Genomic DNA, 14,985 nt, shown 5'->3' with positions numbered 1-14,985 from the left:
TGGCCATTGAATCGGGCCGTGCTTCTATCGGGGGCCTATTGGCAAGGAACAGGCACCCGGTGCAGTCGTTCGCCGATCGACGGGTCAGGCTGGGATGCGGCCGGGTGCCCAGAGTGCGTCGACGTCTTCTCCGGCTGCCTCGCGGCGCTGCAGGTCTTGGAGGAACTCGATGTAGTCGTGCTGTGGGCGCCAGCCGAGTAGATCGGAGGCCGCGCTGAGATCGTGCTGCTCGACGCGGTCCGGCAACGCGAGCCGGTGGCGCTCGATCAGCGCCGCCGCGCCGGGCATTCTCGATTCTGCCCAGTCGGCGCCGTGCGCTGTGAAGTCGTCCTGCACCTCCTTCGGCATTGCGTGATCGCTGTGCACGATCGTGCTGAAGAGGTCGATGCGGCCCGCCAGCGCGGCCTCGGTTGCGGCGGCGGTCGCGGTTGCGATGTCGCGTACGTCGACGCCGTTGCGCAGGAGCCGCTCGCCCCAGCGCAGGTACGGCTCGGGAACGAAGCCGTGGTAGCGCAGTAGCGCGACCGACGCGCCTGTGACCTCGCGGTACATCTTCCAGAGGTCTTCGCCGAGCACCTTGGTGACGCTGTAGACGCTTCCCCAGCCGTAGGCCATCGAGGAGGCGAAGACGACGCTGCGGATGCCGGCCGCGCGGCAGGCTTGGACGACGTTGAAGGTGCCGTCGACGTTGACCGCGAAGATGGTGGCGTCGCTGACACCCGGTTGGTGTGCGTTGTGCCAGGCGGCGAGGTGGACGACCGCGTCGCAGCCTGCCACCGCCTCGAGCACGTCGGTCGGCGTTCGGGTGTCGCAGCGTACAAACTCGCCGATCGCGGAGTCCGCGGGATCGGTCGACGGGGCGATGTCTGCCCGCCGGACGTGATGGCCGGCCGCGGTGAGCACTCGCGAGACCTCCCGCCCAGCGATGCCTGATGCGCCGGTGACCAGGACTGTGCTCATCGGGATCCTCCACACCGAGTCGGAAAGCACGACCGAGGCGACGTTACCCGTCTCGCGGCCGCCGCGCTCCTCGAACCGGGCCATCGTCGCGGTCGGACTGCGCGACATTGTCCAGCCGATCGGGCAGGCGGCTTGTCGCATCGGGCGCCGGCCGTCGAGACGATCGCAGTGGTGCCGTGCAGTCGTTGACAGCGACTCAACAAGCCTGAAGGCTGATGAGTGCTACGGCGCTCCATCCTGTGGCCGCTGGGTCAGCCGAGCGGGCGACGCGAATCCTTTACAGGGAAACCACATATGCGGACCGCGCGGGTTCCGCCTTCGTACGAGGTAGTCACTCAGCGGGGCTGGAGGCGGGGGGTTGGAGTTGGGAGCACGCGATCGGCGTGGGGGAGTGGCGCCGTGCATCCTAGGTCTGCAAAGGACCGGAGTCCGATCCGCCGACGCCGGCGGCGCGTGCCCCACTCGCTGCAGGCGGCGATTCCAGTACAGGTGAGAACGATGGCGACCGGTCGCTTTCGGGCGCCGCGGCTCTCGCAGGACCGCCGAATCGGATTGTGCGAGCAGTCCTCCCTGCTGCTGTGGCGTGCCTCTTGGTGCTAACGGCCGTGGCGGGCTGGGCGATGATGAGACAGACCGCGGACCCCTCGGGGGGCCGGTCGGCACCGGCCGCGCAGCCGACTCAGGCCAGCCAAGCGTCGCGCACCGTGACCCGACCGGATTTCCCGTCGTGGTACCCGAAGGGTGGAGGTCCGAACGAGACGGCGGCCAGGTGTACTTCCGCGGAGCTTCCGACCCGGGCCTGCTGATTGTCGACCAGACGGATCGACCCAAGGCCGATCCCGTTGCCGACTGGGGCCATCAGGAGGCTGCTCGCGGCAGCGGTTCCAAATGCATCGCTGTCTCAGCTGGCATTTGCTCACCTCCGACACCGCCGCGATTGCGCGCGGTTTGCCCGCGATTCGGTGCGATTGTTTCAGGCTTGCGGGGGTACCGGAATGCGCACAGATTGAGATTGCCCGAGATCGGCTGGGGAGATCGGCCGGGCTGGTCGAAGGGACACAAAACCATGGATCTCACCAAGTCCTGGAATGACGCGGTCGGCGCGATCATCACGTTCCTGCCCAAGTTCGCGATCTTCTTGGTCATCCTCCTGGTCGGGTGGCTGATCGCCAAAGCGCTGCGCAAGCTCGTCGACGTCGTACTGAGTCGCGTGGGCTTCGACCGAGCAGTCGAACGCGGCGGGGTCGGACGCGCGCTGGAGCGGTCGAAGTACGACGCGAGCGGGCTGATCGCGGCGTTGGTGTACTACGCGGTGTTGTTGATCGCGTTACAGTTCGCGTTCGGAGTGTTCGGGCCCAACCCCGTCAGCGATCTGCTGGCGGCCATCGTCGGCTGGCTGCCGAAGGCAGTCGTCGCGATCGTGATCGTGGTCGTCGCAGCAGCGATCGCCAACGCACTGCGTGACCTGGTCGGCAGTGCGCTCAGCGGGCTGAGTTGGGGCCAACTCGTGGCGCGGATCGTTCAGGTCTTCGTCATCGCGCTGGGCATCATCGCTGCCCTGAATCAGATGGGCATCGCCACCGCGGTCACCACTCCGGTCCTGATTGCGGTCCTCGCGACTGTCGGCGGTGTGATCGTGGTCGGCATGGGCGGCGGGCTGGTTCGGCCGATGCAGCAGCGCTGGGAGCGCTGGCTGGGTCGCGCCGAGCGTGACCTGCCCCAGGCGCGCGCCCGTGACGAGGCCTACCAGCGCGGGCGCGAAGACGCTGAACGCGACGCTTGGGCGACGCCGGCGAGCGGTCGCGAGTCGGCCGCGCCGTACGGAGCGTACGGCGCGGAGGGCACGGCGGACAGCCTGCGTCCGGGGCACAGGCCCGAGGAACCCGGTTCCTCGACTGGATCTGCCCGGGACGACGGAACCTACTGAACCGTCGTCGTCACATCTCCTGCGCTTGCGGTGACGAGAGAACACGCCGCCGCAAGTCGCAGGCCGACCCAGTCGGTGCTGAGGTCGGCGCTGGGCCGCCAACCCCGGCCAAAAGCGCCGTCCTCGATACCCTGGGCATACCCGGCCAGCTCAACCGGTCCGATCCGGCCCGGGCTGAGGGTGAGAATGTCGCGGACCGCCGCAGCGTGCTGGTCGATCGCGGCCTGAACGGCCGGCGTGACAACCATCCTGCTGAGGACGAGCCTGGACAGCGCACCCAGGTCGCGCCGCGCGGAAGCTTCCAACCATCTGCCCAGCCACATCATGGCGAACAAGAGTAGGACCGACCCTCGTCGCGGTGATCCTACGGGTGGGATGAACGACACGGCGTGATCGCCCGCTGACGACGGATTGCGCACCCAGTTCTGCACTGGCTGCACGCATTGACTTTGCCCCAGTGACACTTTTGCGTGCCGCAGGTAACCGATTACCGGGCGGCCTTTGCATCTGTCCACGTAAGTTTCGCCGGCGTACGCTCGAGTGAGCACCTGCGTTACGACTGGAGAAGCGGAGGGGGCCATGTCGTTTCAGGCAAAGCGGTTGCGCATTGAGATTCCGTGGGACGGGGGCGAGGAGTCGGTCGTCAGCGCCGAGGAACCAATCATCAAAGGCCAGTGCCTCGACTGGGCCAGCAACCTCGTCGGCAGTTGCCTCGACTTCTTCACGACAGCGTTGATTGTGCAAGGGGCATTCTCGTTCGACGCTCAACAGATCCCGGCGATGCGAGCCCAACTCGAAGAACGGCTCGGCCAGCTCGACGAGGCCGAGCGCGGGAATCTGGCTCCCGGCGTTGACCGAGGTTGAACCATCACTGACTGTCGACGACCCCGACCCTGCTGACGGTGGCCGGATCGCTGAACTGTCGCGCTCCGCGTTGCGCTACGGCGAGCGGCTCATGGCGCTCCCGGAACCTACGCTTGCGGGACGGATCTATGACTTCGGCCGTCGGCCGCTGACGGACCGCCTCCGTCGTCAGCTCCCAGACGCTGCCGCCATGTCAGCCTTTGTCGAGTCCTCGTGCGGACCAGCCCTCCGGCGGGATTGGCACGAGCTCCCCGGCACGCCGCATTGGCGACGTTGGGCGGCGGTAGGCGCATCGAGCCGGATCGCGGGCAAGCTCTACGTCAGTGTCGCTCCGGAAGCGCTGTCCGAAGCGGTGGCCACGATTGCGGCGCTGGCCCGGGCACCGAGCATCGCCGCCTTCAAGGTCGCCGCCGGTGCGGCCGGCATCTGCCGCCCGGACCGACTCGTCGTCTACGTCTCGGCGTTCCAGGATCTCCCGAACCTCGGTACCCTTCTCCGCGGGCGGCTTGCAGGATGTCAGGCAGACGGCGTTCCATTCACCGCCGCACTGACGCCGGATGGCATGCTGTCGTGGGCAGTCGACCGTTCGTCGGGCGCAAGTTGGCGACAGTGGCTGGCTGGTCGATTGGCCCAGCATCTGCATACCGCCGCCGATGCGGGGGTTCCTGGTCCCGGAAGTTTCGCCCTCGACCGCCTCGGGCTCGATGGTGTCGACACAGTGCGCTGGACGCCGGTGATGGTCTGATGGGCTATCTCGACCTGTACGTGCTTCCTGCAGACGCGCTCATCAGGCCCCTGTCCGGGTTGGCGGCGGCCTACCGAGAGAAGATCGAGGCCGGGGCGGACGACTACTCCGTGACGCGGCCCAGGTCACGGCTTCCATCGACCGTCGTCGACGCACGTACCGCAGCTTTGTTGGAGCGGTTCCGGCAACCCAAGACAATCGTCGACGCGGTGCTCGAGCTCAGCTTGGAGGAGGGCCTCGACCCGCGCGCCATCCTCGATGACGCCGCGCAGATGGTTCGGCGCTTCGCCGACGAGGGCGTACTGGCTCCGGCGGGCAGCCCGCTCGCCGCGCCGATCGTCGCCGAGCTGGCCCCCGGGGACCGGCTCGGCCAGGCCGAGGTGCTCGAGCCGGTCCAAGTCCTCGTCGATGTCGAGGTACACCGTGGCCGGGCGGCCGATGGCACCCCAGTCGCGGTCAAGCTGGCTCGTCGGGCGGCGGATGCCAGCGTCCTCGCGGCCCTTGCGCATGAGACCCGCGTCCTCGACCGGCTCGGGGGAGACGTCGCACCCGAACTGATCGCGTCCGGCGATCTGGATGGTCGCCCGTGGATCGCTACCCGGTGGTGCGAAGGTGTCGACGCCGCGACCGCCGCAGCGGCCCTGCGTGGAACCGATGCCGAGACAGCGCCGGCTGCCTTGCTCGGCCTCGCTGAGGCGGTCCTGGACGCCTATTGCCGACTCCATGCCCACGGCGTCGTGCATGGTGACGTGCATCCCCGCAACCTCGTCATCGACGGCGGCGGCAACGTCACTGTGCTCGACTTCGGGAGCTCCGTGCTCGATGGCGTCCGCGCGGATAACCACGCGGATCGCCGTCCAGGAGTCGATATCTATGCGGAGCCGGAGGTCGCCGCGGCGGCGCTGACGGGCGCGCCGTTGCCCCCACCGACTGCCGCCGGCGAGCAGTTCTCGTTGGGCGTTCTGGTGTTCGTACTCCTGGCGGAGGACCATCCTTACGGCTTCACCGCTGACCCTCGCGAGTTGCTCGGCCGGATACTGAACCGGCCGCGGTCCTTCGACGATCGGCTGTCTGGCCTGGCGGGGGTCGAGCGCGTCATCGGCCGCGCGCTGCAGCCGCGTCCGGGAGATCGTCACACGTCCACAGCCGCTCTGCTCGACGCTTTCAGAGCGGCTGTCGCAGCACGTGCCGGTGCTCGTCCAGCGGGCGGGATGAGGGCCCGACCGACTGCTTCGGACCGCCTGATGGCGGCTGTCCTCGACCGCTTGGTGCCGAAGGGTGCGCGATTCGATCTGCCTTCGTCTGTTGATCCCACGGTGATGCATGGCCTGGCGGGTCGGGCCTGGGCGATGTTGCGGTATGCGGAGTCACGGGGCGATCCTGAGTTGCTGGCCGTGGCGGACGTGTGGGCGACCGAGGCGGCGGCCGCCAACATCCGAGGCCAGGCTTCCTTGCTGCACGGAGCTGCCGGTGTGCACGCCGTACGTCTCGCCGTGGCGCGGGCGCGCGCCGATGAGGAGGAACGGGCGGCGGCGACAGCTGCGTTCGTCGCCGCGGCATCCGAGCCCTCGGAGGGCGCGGACGTCACGCACGGACGTGCAGGGCTCCTGCTGGGCTGCTGCGCGGTGCTCCAGGACGCCGCGCCTAGAGAACGCCGGCTGCTGGCCGGGCTGGGAGCCCAGCTTGCCGACGGCCTTGAGCAAGATAGCGATGCGATCCCGTACGGCATCGCGCACGGGACCGCGGGCCGGCTGCTCGCTCTTCTCCGGTGGGCGGAGGCGACGGGAGTTTCGCCGCGCGAAAGGGTGGCGGAGCGCCTCGACACCTTCGCCAGTGCCTTCGCCGGCGCGGGGCGCCGTCGGCGGTGGGCGTTGACGGGTGACGGCCGGAGTGCCGGTCACTCACTCGTCGCCAGTTGGTGCAACGGCGCTGCCGGACTCGTGCACCTCTGGCTCGCGGCGCACCGGGTGTTCGGCGACGACCGATGGGTCCGTCTCGCCGAGCAGGCAGGTACGACGGTCGAGCACGGCCCCGACCTGATGTCCGGCGACCTCTGCTGCGGTCTCGGCGGTCAGGCCTACGCGCTGCTCGCCCTGTACCGGGCCAGTGGCGAGGCGCGATGGCTGGAGTCCAGCCGCCGGATCGCCGAAGGTGCGGCGCAGGTGATCTCCCGAGTACGCCCGGATGTCCGCGACAGCCTCTACGCCGGCGAACCCGGCGTCGCCACCCTTGCAGCGGATCTGGCCCACCCGGCCGACGCCCGGATGCCACTGGTCGACCCCTGACGATGGGTCCAGATGCTGTCGAAGATCGGCGAGCGGCGCCGCGGTCTGATTCGGAGAACCTTCAGGGCAGCTCTGGTCCGGCGTCGTGGTCGCTGTCGTGAGGGCCTTCAGGGAGTCCTGCGGCGGCGGCCCGTGTGGCTGCGCGGCGGGCCACGATCAGGTGCGTCAGCGTGGCGAGCAGGCACAGCCACGTGAGGGCGATCGTCCAGCCGGCCAGGACATCGGTCGCCCAGTGGTATCCGAGGTACACCCGGCTGAGCCCCATTGCGACACTCAGCAGAACAGCAACAGCTGCGCCGGCGATCTTCAGCGCTCGCGACGCTCTCGAGTACCAGAGCAGTCCGGCCAGCAGCAGGAAGAAGGTGCTGCCGCTGAGAGTGTGGCCGGACGGGAACGAGAAGCCGTTGGTGACCGTGCCCAGCACGACGCTCGAGTCCGGTCGATGCCGTCCGATCAGGAGCTTGAGGACGGAGGTGAGGATCGCCGCGCCGACCATGCCGACGACCAGGACGACGGCCTCGAACCAGCGTTTGGTCACGATCCGGAACACGGCAGCGACGATCACGGTGATCATGGCAAGGACCGGTACCTGGCCCAAGAAGGTGACTGCCTGCGCGAGCCTGCTCAGGCCCGCGGTGCGGTGCACGATGAATGTCTGAGTCAACTGCGGGTCGAAGGCTGCGAGCCCGTCGCCTTCGATCACGGCGTCGGCCTGTACGACGAACCCGATTGTCCCCAAGACGGCTGCCAGCAGACCGAGAAGCGTGCATCGTGACAGTGGACTCACAGCCTTCGGGTCGTCGGAACGTGACCAGACTTCAGGTTTCGAGGATCAGCCGCCGTCGGGATCGATGCGGTATCCCATGCCACGGACCGTCTGGATCGCAGTGCGATTGAACGGTGCGTCCAGTTTGAGCCGCAGGTACCGGATGTAGACCTCGACGACGTTGGGGTCGCCGTCGAAGGCCGGGTCCCAGACATTCTCCAGGATCTCGGTTTTGCTGACCGTCTCGCCGCGGTGGCGCATCAGGAAAGCGAGCAGCCCGTATTCGCGGCGGGTCAGGACGATCTCCTGCCCGGCCCGCTCCACCCGCCGCCGGACCGGATCCAGGACCAGGTCGCCGGCCCGCATCACGACTGGCCGCTCCGGTGCCCCGCGGCGGATCAGGGCGCGCAGGCGGGCGATCAGCACGATGAAGCTGAACGGCTTCGTGAGGTAGTCGTCGGCCCCGAGGTCGAAGGCGTCCGTCTGGTCGTAGTCGCCGTCCTTCGCGGTCAGCATCAGCACCGGGGCCCAGACACCACGTTCGCGAATCTGCTCGAGCACCTTGTAGCCGTTCAGTTTCGGCAACATGATGTCGAGCACGATCACGTCGTACGGATGTTCGGTCGCCGCCCAGACGCCGTCCTCGCCGTTGTGGACGACCTCGACCACGAACCCGTCCTCGGTCAGGCCGTGCCTGATCGTCTCTGCCAGGGGGACCTCGTCCTCGACCACCAGAACCCGCATCTTCCCAGTGTCCTGCCGGTTTGCTGAGAGCAAGCTGAGTCACTGCGCCGGTAGCGGCAACGTGACTGTTGCGACGGTGCCCCGGGAGGCGCCCGGAGTCAAGGTGACGGTTCCGTGATGTGCTTTGACGATCTCCTGGACGATGGACAGACCGAGTCCTGAGCCGCCGCTCGCCCGTGCGCGACTGGTGTCCAGGCGGACGAATCGCTCGAAGACGCGCAGGCGGTCGTTCTCGGGGATCCCGTCGCCATCGTCTTCGACCGTGAGGACCGCCTGACCGTCTCGCTCGGTCGTGCTGAGGCGCACCGTGCTGTGTGCCGCGGTCGCGGCGTTCTCGACCAGATTGCGGAGCAGCTGACTCAGCCGGAGCGAGTCACCGAGCACCCTGACAGGTTTCACATCACCGATCACGGTGAGCAGGCCGGACTCCCGTAGCCGCAGGATCTCCGCGTCGACCAGGTCGTCCAGATCGACTTCGGTGCGGTGCAGGGGCAGCGCGGCATCGTCGGCCTTGGCGAGGAGCAGCAGATTCTCGACCAGTCGACGCATCCGCTCGGCCTCGCCTTGCATCAACCGATGCAGCTCCTGCCAGCTCTGACCGCGGGCCGACGGCTCGATGACGTCCAGGCCGGCGGACACCGTCGCGAGCGGCGACCTGAGTTCGTGGCTCGCATCGGCGACGAACGCACGCTGGGTCGCCTGGCCGGCCTGCAGACGATCGAGCATTTCGTTCATGGTCGCGGCGAGCCTCGCGATCTCGTCCTCGGTCTGCGGCACCGGAACGCGCTCGGTCAGGTCGCTGGACTCGATGCCCTGCACGCGGGTCCGGATCCGCTCGACGGGCTTCAGCGCCTGGCCGGTGAGCATCCAGCTCGCCGCGCCGACGACGACCAGCAGCGCGGGAACGCCGATCGCGAGGTACTGCGCGACAGTGGTGACAGTCGAGCGCTCAGTTGCGATCGATGAGGCCACCACGACGGTGTAGTTCCGCCCGCCGTACTCGACACCACGTGCGACGATCAGGTAGTCGTGATCGTCGTCCAGCAACGGCATGTCGCCGACCTCCGCACGCAGCACTGCGTCGGGTTCGGGACGCAGGTGGGTCAGCGGAGCTGATTCTGCCCGTGGAGACGACGCCGCGACGACCCGAGCAGAGCTGTCGAGCACCTGCACGATCTGGCTCGCTCTGGTCGACTGAACGAGATCGTCGTTCAGCTTGGCCACGCCTTCCTCGTCGATCTGACCGGCGACATCGTCGGCTCGCCCGTCCGCGGCGTCGGAAACGGTCGTGATGAGCGCCCGCTGCAGCAGAAGCAGCAGCAAGACAGCGCCCAAGGCCATCGCACCCGCGACGACGACGATCGCGGCTGCGGCGGACCTGCTCCGCACACTGGCACGGCTCAGCCGTGAGATCGTGCTACGCAGCGCCGACAACTGGACCTCTCCATCCTCTGCTCGTTCACACCTCCGCCCCACCATCGTCGCAGGCCGATTCCTGGCAGCGTGGATGCTCGAACCGAATCAGCGTGGCAATTCCCAGCTGAGTAGCACCTGAGGACCTGTGCCGTCCGGGAGCTCATCGAAGGGATGCGAACAAGTCGTCGAGCGGACGACCGGGCGTGCGCCCGTGCTCGACGTACCACTCCCGGCCCAGCAACGACCGGAACAGCCACCGGGGCAGTTTGAGCAGCAGAGCCAGCGTGCGCGCGCCGTCGTCGGAACTCGCCTGACTGGCATGTGCCTCGAACGAGGCTCGCTTCTGAGCTGTGAAAGGCCGCACATCGACTCGATGGGTGATCGCCGCGCTGGGGGAGTAGGCCTGCGCGTAGGCCGCGGCGGAGACCGCCGGCAGTACGCCGGGGATCGCCTCGACGATCCGGACCAGCCGACGGATCTGCCGGCGGTCGATAGTTGCCTCCAGCACCAAGGCCGTCCCGGCCCGGGCGGCGGCATAGGTGCCGACGGTGTGCACCTGCCGGTGATCCGGATGCCCGTACCCGCCGGCCGGGTCGTAGATCGTCAGCGCATCGGCCTGCTCCTCCCGCAGCAGAGCGATGAGTGGTCTCGCCGCATCCTCGACCGGGAGCGCGCTGAACCCTTCGCCGCTGAACGGCTCCGACGACCCAGAATCCTTGAACCCGAATCGCACCACCCGCGCACAGCCGAGAGCGGCGGCAGATCGTTCCAGTTCGTCGCGCCGGAACGCCGCCAGTCCGGGCCCCGAACGGTACGGCGAAGCGGCCGCCCCCGCCTCGCCGTCCGTGGCAACCGCGAGTACGACGCGGTGCCCCTCGGCGGCGAGGCGAGCCAGCGACCCGCCCATCAGCAAGGCTTCGTCGTCCGGGTGCGCGTGGAACGCCACCAGGGTGAAAGTCCTCGCCATCCTGACAGCATGACACGCCCTGCCGGACCGCTCTAGTTGCTCTCAGCACCCTCTCAGCGTCCGGACGACACGCTTGATTCGATGAGTGAGAACGAAGAGCGGCCGGCCGTATCGGCCATTGTCCGCGGACGACGACGACGGCGGCTGGTGACCTCCGTGCTGAGTGCATTGATCACCGCTGCACTGGTGGTCCTCCTTCCCCGTGCGGTGGGCGCCACCTGGACTCAGGTCGGAACCGTCCTCGGCCGGGTATCCGCTGGATCGCTGGCGGTGCTGGCGGTCGTCTGGATCGCCGGACTGTGGGCGCACTCGTTCGTACTGGCCGCATCGCTCCCGGGACTGACAAAACGGCGAGGCCTGACGTTGAACCTGACCGGAAGTGCCGTGGCGAACGTACTGCCGCTCGGCGGTGCAGCAGGCACGGCGCTGAACTTCGCGATGGTCCGCCGCTGGGGATTCAGCCCAGGCGCGTTCGGCGCCTCTCTCGCCGTGACGACGTTACTCAACGTCGCCTCGAAGCTCGGCGTCGTCGCGCTCGCTCTCGGCCTGATCCCGATCCTGCACAGCGGTCATGCGTTCGGGTCGGCGAGTCTGCTGTTACTGCCGGTACCGGCCGCGGTCGTCGCGAGCCTCTGGATCCTTGTCGACGAGCGGGCGGCCGTCGCCGTCGGCAGTCTGCTCGACAAGTTGGCCGGCGTGTTCCGGCGCACCGATTTCAAGGACCGGCTGCCGGACCTGCGGCGCCGGATCCTCCAGGTGATGCGCACCGGGTGGCAGCCGATGACGGCCGGGATGGTCGCGTACGTCGCCCTGCAGCTCGCTCTGCTCTGGCTCTGCTTCGCCGTGCTTCACGTTCCACTGGGCATTCCCGTCCTCTTCACTGCGCTGGCTGTGGAACGCCTGTTGACGTTGGTGCCGATCACACCGGGAAGCGCCGGTGTCGTCGAGGTCGGGACGACGGCCGCTCTGGTCGCGCTCGGCGGTGATCCTGCCGGAGTCGCCGCCGGATTGCTGTTGTTCCGCGGGTTCACGTACCTGATGGAGATCCCGGTCGGCGGCGTGCTGCTGGCCGCGTGGTCATGGCTTCAGTCCCGCGCCAGTCCAGCGGCGCTCGAGGAGCCGGCCGGATGAGGATCGCGCTGGTCAGCGACTGCTACCTTCCCCGGCTCGGCGGTATCGAGCTCCAGGTCCACGATCTTGCCGTCCACCTGATACGCGCCGGTCACCAGGTCACGGTTTTCACAACCGCTGAAGGACCGGTGGCCGGGGGAGACGTTCCCGTTGTGCGTCTTCCTGCGGTTGCCGGAGTACCCCTCAGGTCAGCTGTCGACCGTCTACGTGCCGCATTGCGGCATTTCGATGTCGTGCACTGCCACTCCTCCTTGGTGTCTCCGCTTGCCTGGTGCGCCGCGCGACTGGCCGACAGTCCGCTCCTGACGCTGCATTCCCTGCCCAGCTCGTCGACGCCGTGGCCGGTTGGGCGGATTGACCGGTACGTCGGCGACGCGCAGTGGACTGCCGTCAGCGAGGTAGTGGCGCGCGTCCTGGAGAGGCTTCTGCCGCGTCGGCAGGTCGGCGTGCTGCACAACGGCGTCGATCCGGAACTGTGGCGTCAAGCCCGGCGTACCGACCATCCGCTGACCCTCGTGAGTACGATGCGGCTGGCCAGGCGGAAGCGCCCGATGGCCGTACTGTCGATTCTGCAGCAGATCCGCGCGAGCGTACCGGCCGCCATCGCGCTTCGAGCGATCGTTGTCGGAGACGGACCGCAGGCCGGGGCGGTCGCCAGGGCGGCGCAGCGTCGGGGTCTCGGCGACTGGGTCGATCTACCGGGTCGCTTGACCCGCTTCGAAATCCAGCAGTTGTACGCGTCTGCGGATGTCTATCTGGCACCCGCGGAGCTCGAGTCCTTCGGCGTTGCCGCGCTCGAAGCCCGCTGCGCGGGCCTGCCTGTCATCGCAATGGCTTCGGGCGGCGTCGGAGAGTTCGTCCGACCGGACATCGAGGGATACCTGGTGCGCACCGACTCCGAGATGGCGGCGGCCGCGGCGGCCTTGCTGTGCGACGGAGCGACATTGTCGCGCATCCAGGCATTCAATCGGCACACCGAGCCCGGGATGTCCTGGAAGCACGTGCTCGCCCAGCACGTGACGGCCTACTCGACTCAGCACGCTCTCAGTCAGCAGTACCTAGCGTCGAGATCATGATCCACGAAGCTCCCGGCCCGCAGTCGTTGTCCGGCTGGGGACGGACGCTCCATCGAACGTGCCGGGTGCGACGGCCCGAATTCGACGGGGCGGTCGTCGATGCGGTGCTGGCCGAACCGAGGATCACTGTGCGCGGGGCGGGCAAGAGCTACGGCGATGCGGCGCTCCCAGGTGACAGTCCGAGCACCGTGCTCGACCTGACCGCGCTCGATCGGATCGGCTCGTTCGACCAGGGAAACGGCGTGATCGTCGTGGAAGCCGGCACCCTCCTGAAGGATCTCATCGACCAGACGCTCTGGCTCGGCTGGAACCTTCCGGTGGTACCGGGCACTGAGTACATCACGGTCGGGGGAGCGATCGCCGGCGACGTCCATGGCAAGAATCACCCTGGTGCGGGATCCTTCGGCCAGCATGTGCTGTGGATGGCGTTGCTGCGGTCCGACGGGACCATGGCTCAGCTGTCACCGAGTCAGGATCCGGACGCGTTCTGGGCGACGATCGGCGGCATGGGGCTGACCGGCGTCATTCTCCGGGCGGCGATCCAGCTCCAGCGTGTGGACACCGGGTGGATGATCAGGAACCGCTGCCGGACGTACTCGCTGGATCAGACCGTCGAGGCGATGCGGGCGGCGGCCGAGCGACAGGAGCTCGAACCAGGGCGGCATGCGATCGCCTGGCTGGACGCACACGTGCGCGGCGCGCGTCTGGGACGCGGGATCGTGGACGAGTACTACAGTGCGTCGACACTCGACCTGCCTGGTGTGGTCGCGCCGTTTCCAGAGCCCCGGGTGGCGGGCACTGGCCACCGAAGGTCGTTGCCCGGAACCGGTGTGGTCTCGAACGCGACCATCGCGGCAGCCTCGGCGGCACGGTGGCATCTCAGCCGGTCAGGCAACTCGCAACTCGTCGCGCTGCGCGCTGCGTTGTGTCCGCTCGATCGCGCGAACGGGTGGCCGGCGGCGTTCGGACGCCGGGGGATGGTCCAGTACCAGTTCGCCGTTCCGCCGGACCAGGCCGGGACGCTGCACGACGTGCTCGCGTTCTTCAGTGCCCGGGGTATGACGCCCGCGCTGGTGACGCTGAAGAATCTCGGGTTCGGCGACGCGGGCCCGCTGTCGTTCCCGATCCCGGGCTGGACGCTCGCTCTGGACCTTCCCGCGCGTTGGCTGACTGACCACGACACGCTGCGGCCGGTCGACAAACTCGTTGCCGGCGCCGGAGGGCGTATCTACCTGTCGAAGGACGCGATCGGGACTCCGGAGCTGATACCCATGATGTATCCCCGGCTGACGGACTGGCGCCGCACCCGGCAGCGACTGGATCCGGCAGGACGATGGACGTCCGGACTCGCCGAGCGGCTCGGCCTGCTGACATGACCGGATCGGTCCTCCTGGTCGGCGGATCGTCCGAGATCGGGATGGCTGTGCTCCTCCGGCTACTCGGACCGGCACCGCGTCGCGTCATCCTTGCCGGCCGTCCGAGCGCGGAACTCAAGTGCAATGCCGAGAAGCTCCGCGATGCCGGGTACACCGTGTCGACAACGGAGTACGACGCGGCTCTCGATGTCGCCGAACTCGACGGGATGCTCGACCATGCCTGCGCAGGCCATCCACTCGAGCTCGCAATCGTCGCGGTGGGGTCGATGTCGGCGAAGTCGTTCGCACAAGGCGTGGTTGTCAACGGCCTGGCCGTCGCGCTTCTCCTGCGTGCGTTGACGCAGCGGAGACCAGAGCAGATCGTGCTCTTGTCCTCAGCTGCTGCGGTTCGGCCGCGGCAATCGATCGCCGAGTACTCGCTGGGTAAACAGTTGGCGGACTCGACGGCGCTTCTGCTCGCGCGCCGGACGGCGGACACCGGCGTACGGATCCTGGTGGTTCGCCCGGGATTCGTCCGGACGCGGATGACGGCCGACCTTGCCGTGCCGCCCCTCGCTACTGATCCCGATCGTGTGGCCAGGCGGGTCGCGGCTGCCGTCGACAGCCGCAAGACAGTGATCTGGGTGCCGCGAGTCATGGGCCTCGTCGTACGTGGCCTCGGCATCCTTCCGCGCCGGGTGCTCCCGCCTTCCTGGCGATGAGGCTTCTCCGCGTCCTCTCAGGTCGAT

General features: G+C 68.1%; 14 protein-coding genes. 8 read left to right on the top strand and 6 right to left on the bottom strand.

Annotation, left to right across the window (positions count from 1 at the left end; translation table 11 throughout):
* Positions 1-84 precede the first annotated feature (84 nt).
* Positions 85-960, bottom strand: a complete 876-nt coding sequence (locus tag ACWEOO_RS29325) for an NAD-dependent epimerase/dehydratase family protein (RefSeq protein WP_452145771.1) — start codon at positions 958-960, stop codon at positions 85-87.
* A gap of 769 nt (positions 961-1,729) precedes the next feature.
* On the opposite strand from ACWEOO_RS29325, the gene ACWEOO_RS29320 reads away from it, so the two are divergent.
* Positions 1,730-2,887: a membrane protein gene (locus tag ACWEOO_RS29320; RefSeq protein ID WP_452145770.1), complete on the top strand. Its 1,158-nt coding sequence runs from the start codon at positions 1,730-1,732 to the stop codon at positions 2,885-2,887.
* Here the strand turns inward: ACWEOO_RS29320 and ACWEOO_RS29315 are convergent.
* A complete protein-coding gene (locus ACWEOO_RS29315; RefSeq protein ID WP_452145891.1) occupies positions 2,881-3,213 on the bottom strand; it encodes a DUF6401 family natural product biosynthesis protein in 333 nt (110 codons plus the stop codon). The two genes, ACWEOO_RS29320 and ACWEOO_RS29315, sit on opposite strands and share 7 nt — an antisense overlap.
* Before the next feature lie 253 nt (positions 3,214-3,466).
* Between ACWEOO_RS29315 and ACWEOO_RS29310 the strand changes: the two genes are divergently transcribed.
* The 3 genes from ACWEOO_RS29310 to ACWEOO_RS29300 are packed head-to-tail and all read left to right on the top strand — an operon-like array spanning position 3,467 to position 6,781.
* Entirely contained in the window at positions 3,467-3,751 is a 285-nt protein-coding gene (locus ACWEOO_RS29310; RefSeq protein ID WP_452145769.1) for a hypothetical protein, read from the top strand.
* Positions 3,738-4,496 carry a hypothetical protein gene (locus ACWEOO_RS29305; RefSeq protein ID WP_452145768.1) on the top strand — a complete coding sequence of 253 codons (759 nt, stop codon included), beginning with the start codon at positions 3,738-3,740 and terminating at the stop codon, positions 4,494-4,496. The genes ACWEOO_RS29310 and ACWEOO_RS29305 overlap by 14 nt, the downstream gene beginning before the upstream one ends.
* A complete protein-coding gene (locus ACWEOO_RS29300; RefSeq protein WP_452145767.1) occupies positions 4,496-6,781 on the top strand; it encodes a lanthionine synthetase LanC family protein in 2,286 nt (761 codons plus the stop codon). Before ACWEOO_RS29305 ends, ACWEOO_RS29300 begins: the two co-directional genes overlap by 1 nt.
* A gap of 61 nt (positions 6,782-6,842) precedes the next feature.
* Here the strand turns inward: ACWEOO_RS29300 and ACWEOO_RS29295 are convergent, their stop codons facing one another.
* The 4 genes from ACWEOO_RS29295 to ACWEOO_RS29280 form a co-directional block, all read right to left on the bottom strand.
* Entirely contained in the window at positions 6,843-7,520 is a 678-nt protein-coding gene (locus ACWEOO_RS29295; RefSeq protein ID WP_452145766.1) for a phosphatase PAP2 family protein, read from the bottom strand.
* 93 nt (positions 7,521-7,613) lie between these two features.
* Positions 7,614-8,291: a response regulator transcription factor gene (locus ACWEOO_RS29290; RefSeq protein ID WP_359922629.1), complete on the bottom strand. Its 678-nt coding sequence runs from the start codon at positions 8,289-8,291 to the stop codon at positions 7,614-7,616.
* A 39-nt stretch (positions 8,292-8,330) separates the two neighbouring features.
* Entirely contained in the window at positions 8,331-9,725 is a 1,395-nt protein-coding gene (locus ACWEOO_RS29285) for an ATP-binding protein (protein WP_452145765.1), read from the bottom strand.
* Positions 9,726-9,867: 142 nt separating this feature from the next.
* Positions 9,868-10,674 carry a PIG-L deacetylase family protein gene (locus ACWEOO_RS29280; RefSeq protein WP_452145764.1) on the bottom strand — a complete coding sequence of 269 codons (807 nt, stop codon included), beginning with the start codon at positions 10,672-10,674 and terminating at the stop codon, positions 9,868-9,870.
* Positions 10,675-10,755: 81 nt separating this feature from the next.
* Between ACWEOO_RS29280 and ACWEOO_RS29275 the strand changes: the two genes are divergently transcribed.
* The 4 genes from ACWEOO_RS29275 to ACWEOO_RS29260 are packed head-to-tail and all read left to right on the top strand — an operon-like array spanning position 10,756 to position 14,958.
* On the top strand, positions 10,756-11,805 hold the full coding sequence (locus ACWEOO_RS29275) for a lysylphosphatidylglycerol synthase transmembrane domain-containing protein (protein ID WP_452145763.1): 1,050 nt from the start codon (positions 10,756-10,758) through the stop codon (positions 11,803-11,805).
* Positions 11,802-12,881: a glycosyltransferase family 4 protein gene (locus ACWEOO_RS29270; protein WP_452145762.1), complete on the top strand. Its 1,080-nt coding sequence runs from the start codon at positions 11,802-11,804 to the stop codon at positions 12,879-12,881. Before ACWEOO_RS29275 ends, ACWEOO_RS29270 begins: the two co-directional genes overlap by 4 nt.
* Positions 12,878-14,257: an FAD-binding protein gene (locus tag ACWEOO_RS29265; protein ID WP_452145761.1), complete on the top strand. Its 1,380-nt coding sequence runs from the start codon at positions 12,878-12,880 to the stop codon at positions 14,255-14,257. Before ACWEOO_RS29270 ends, ACWEOO_RS29265 begins: the two co-directional genes overlap by 4 nt.
* Positions 14,254-14,958 carry an SDR family NAD(P)-dependent oxidoreductase gene (locus tag ACWEOO_RS29260; protein WP_452145760.1) on the top strand — a complete coding sequence of 235 codons (705 nt, stop codon included), beginning with the start codon at positions 14,254-14,256 and terminating at the stop codon, positions 14,956-14,958. Before ACWEOO_RS29265 ends, ACWEOO_RS29260 begins: the two co-directional genes overlap by 4 nt.
* Positions 14,959-14,985 lie beyond the last annotated feature (27 nt).

It is taken from the genome of Kribbella sp. NPDC004138, from assembly GCF_053603655.1.
The sequence above is the reverse complement of the archived record's forward strand: the minus strand, read 5'-3'. Positions and strand labels throughout refer to the sequence as shown.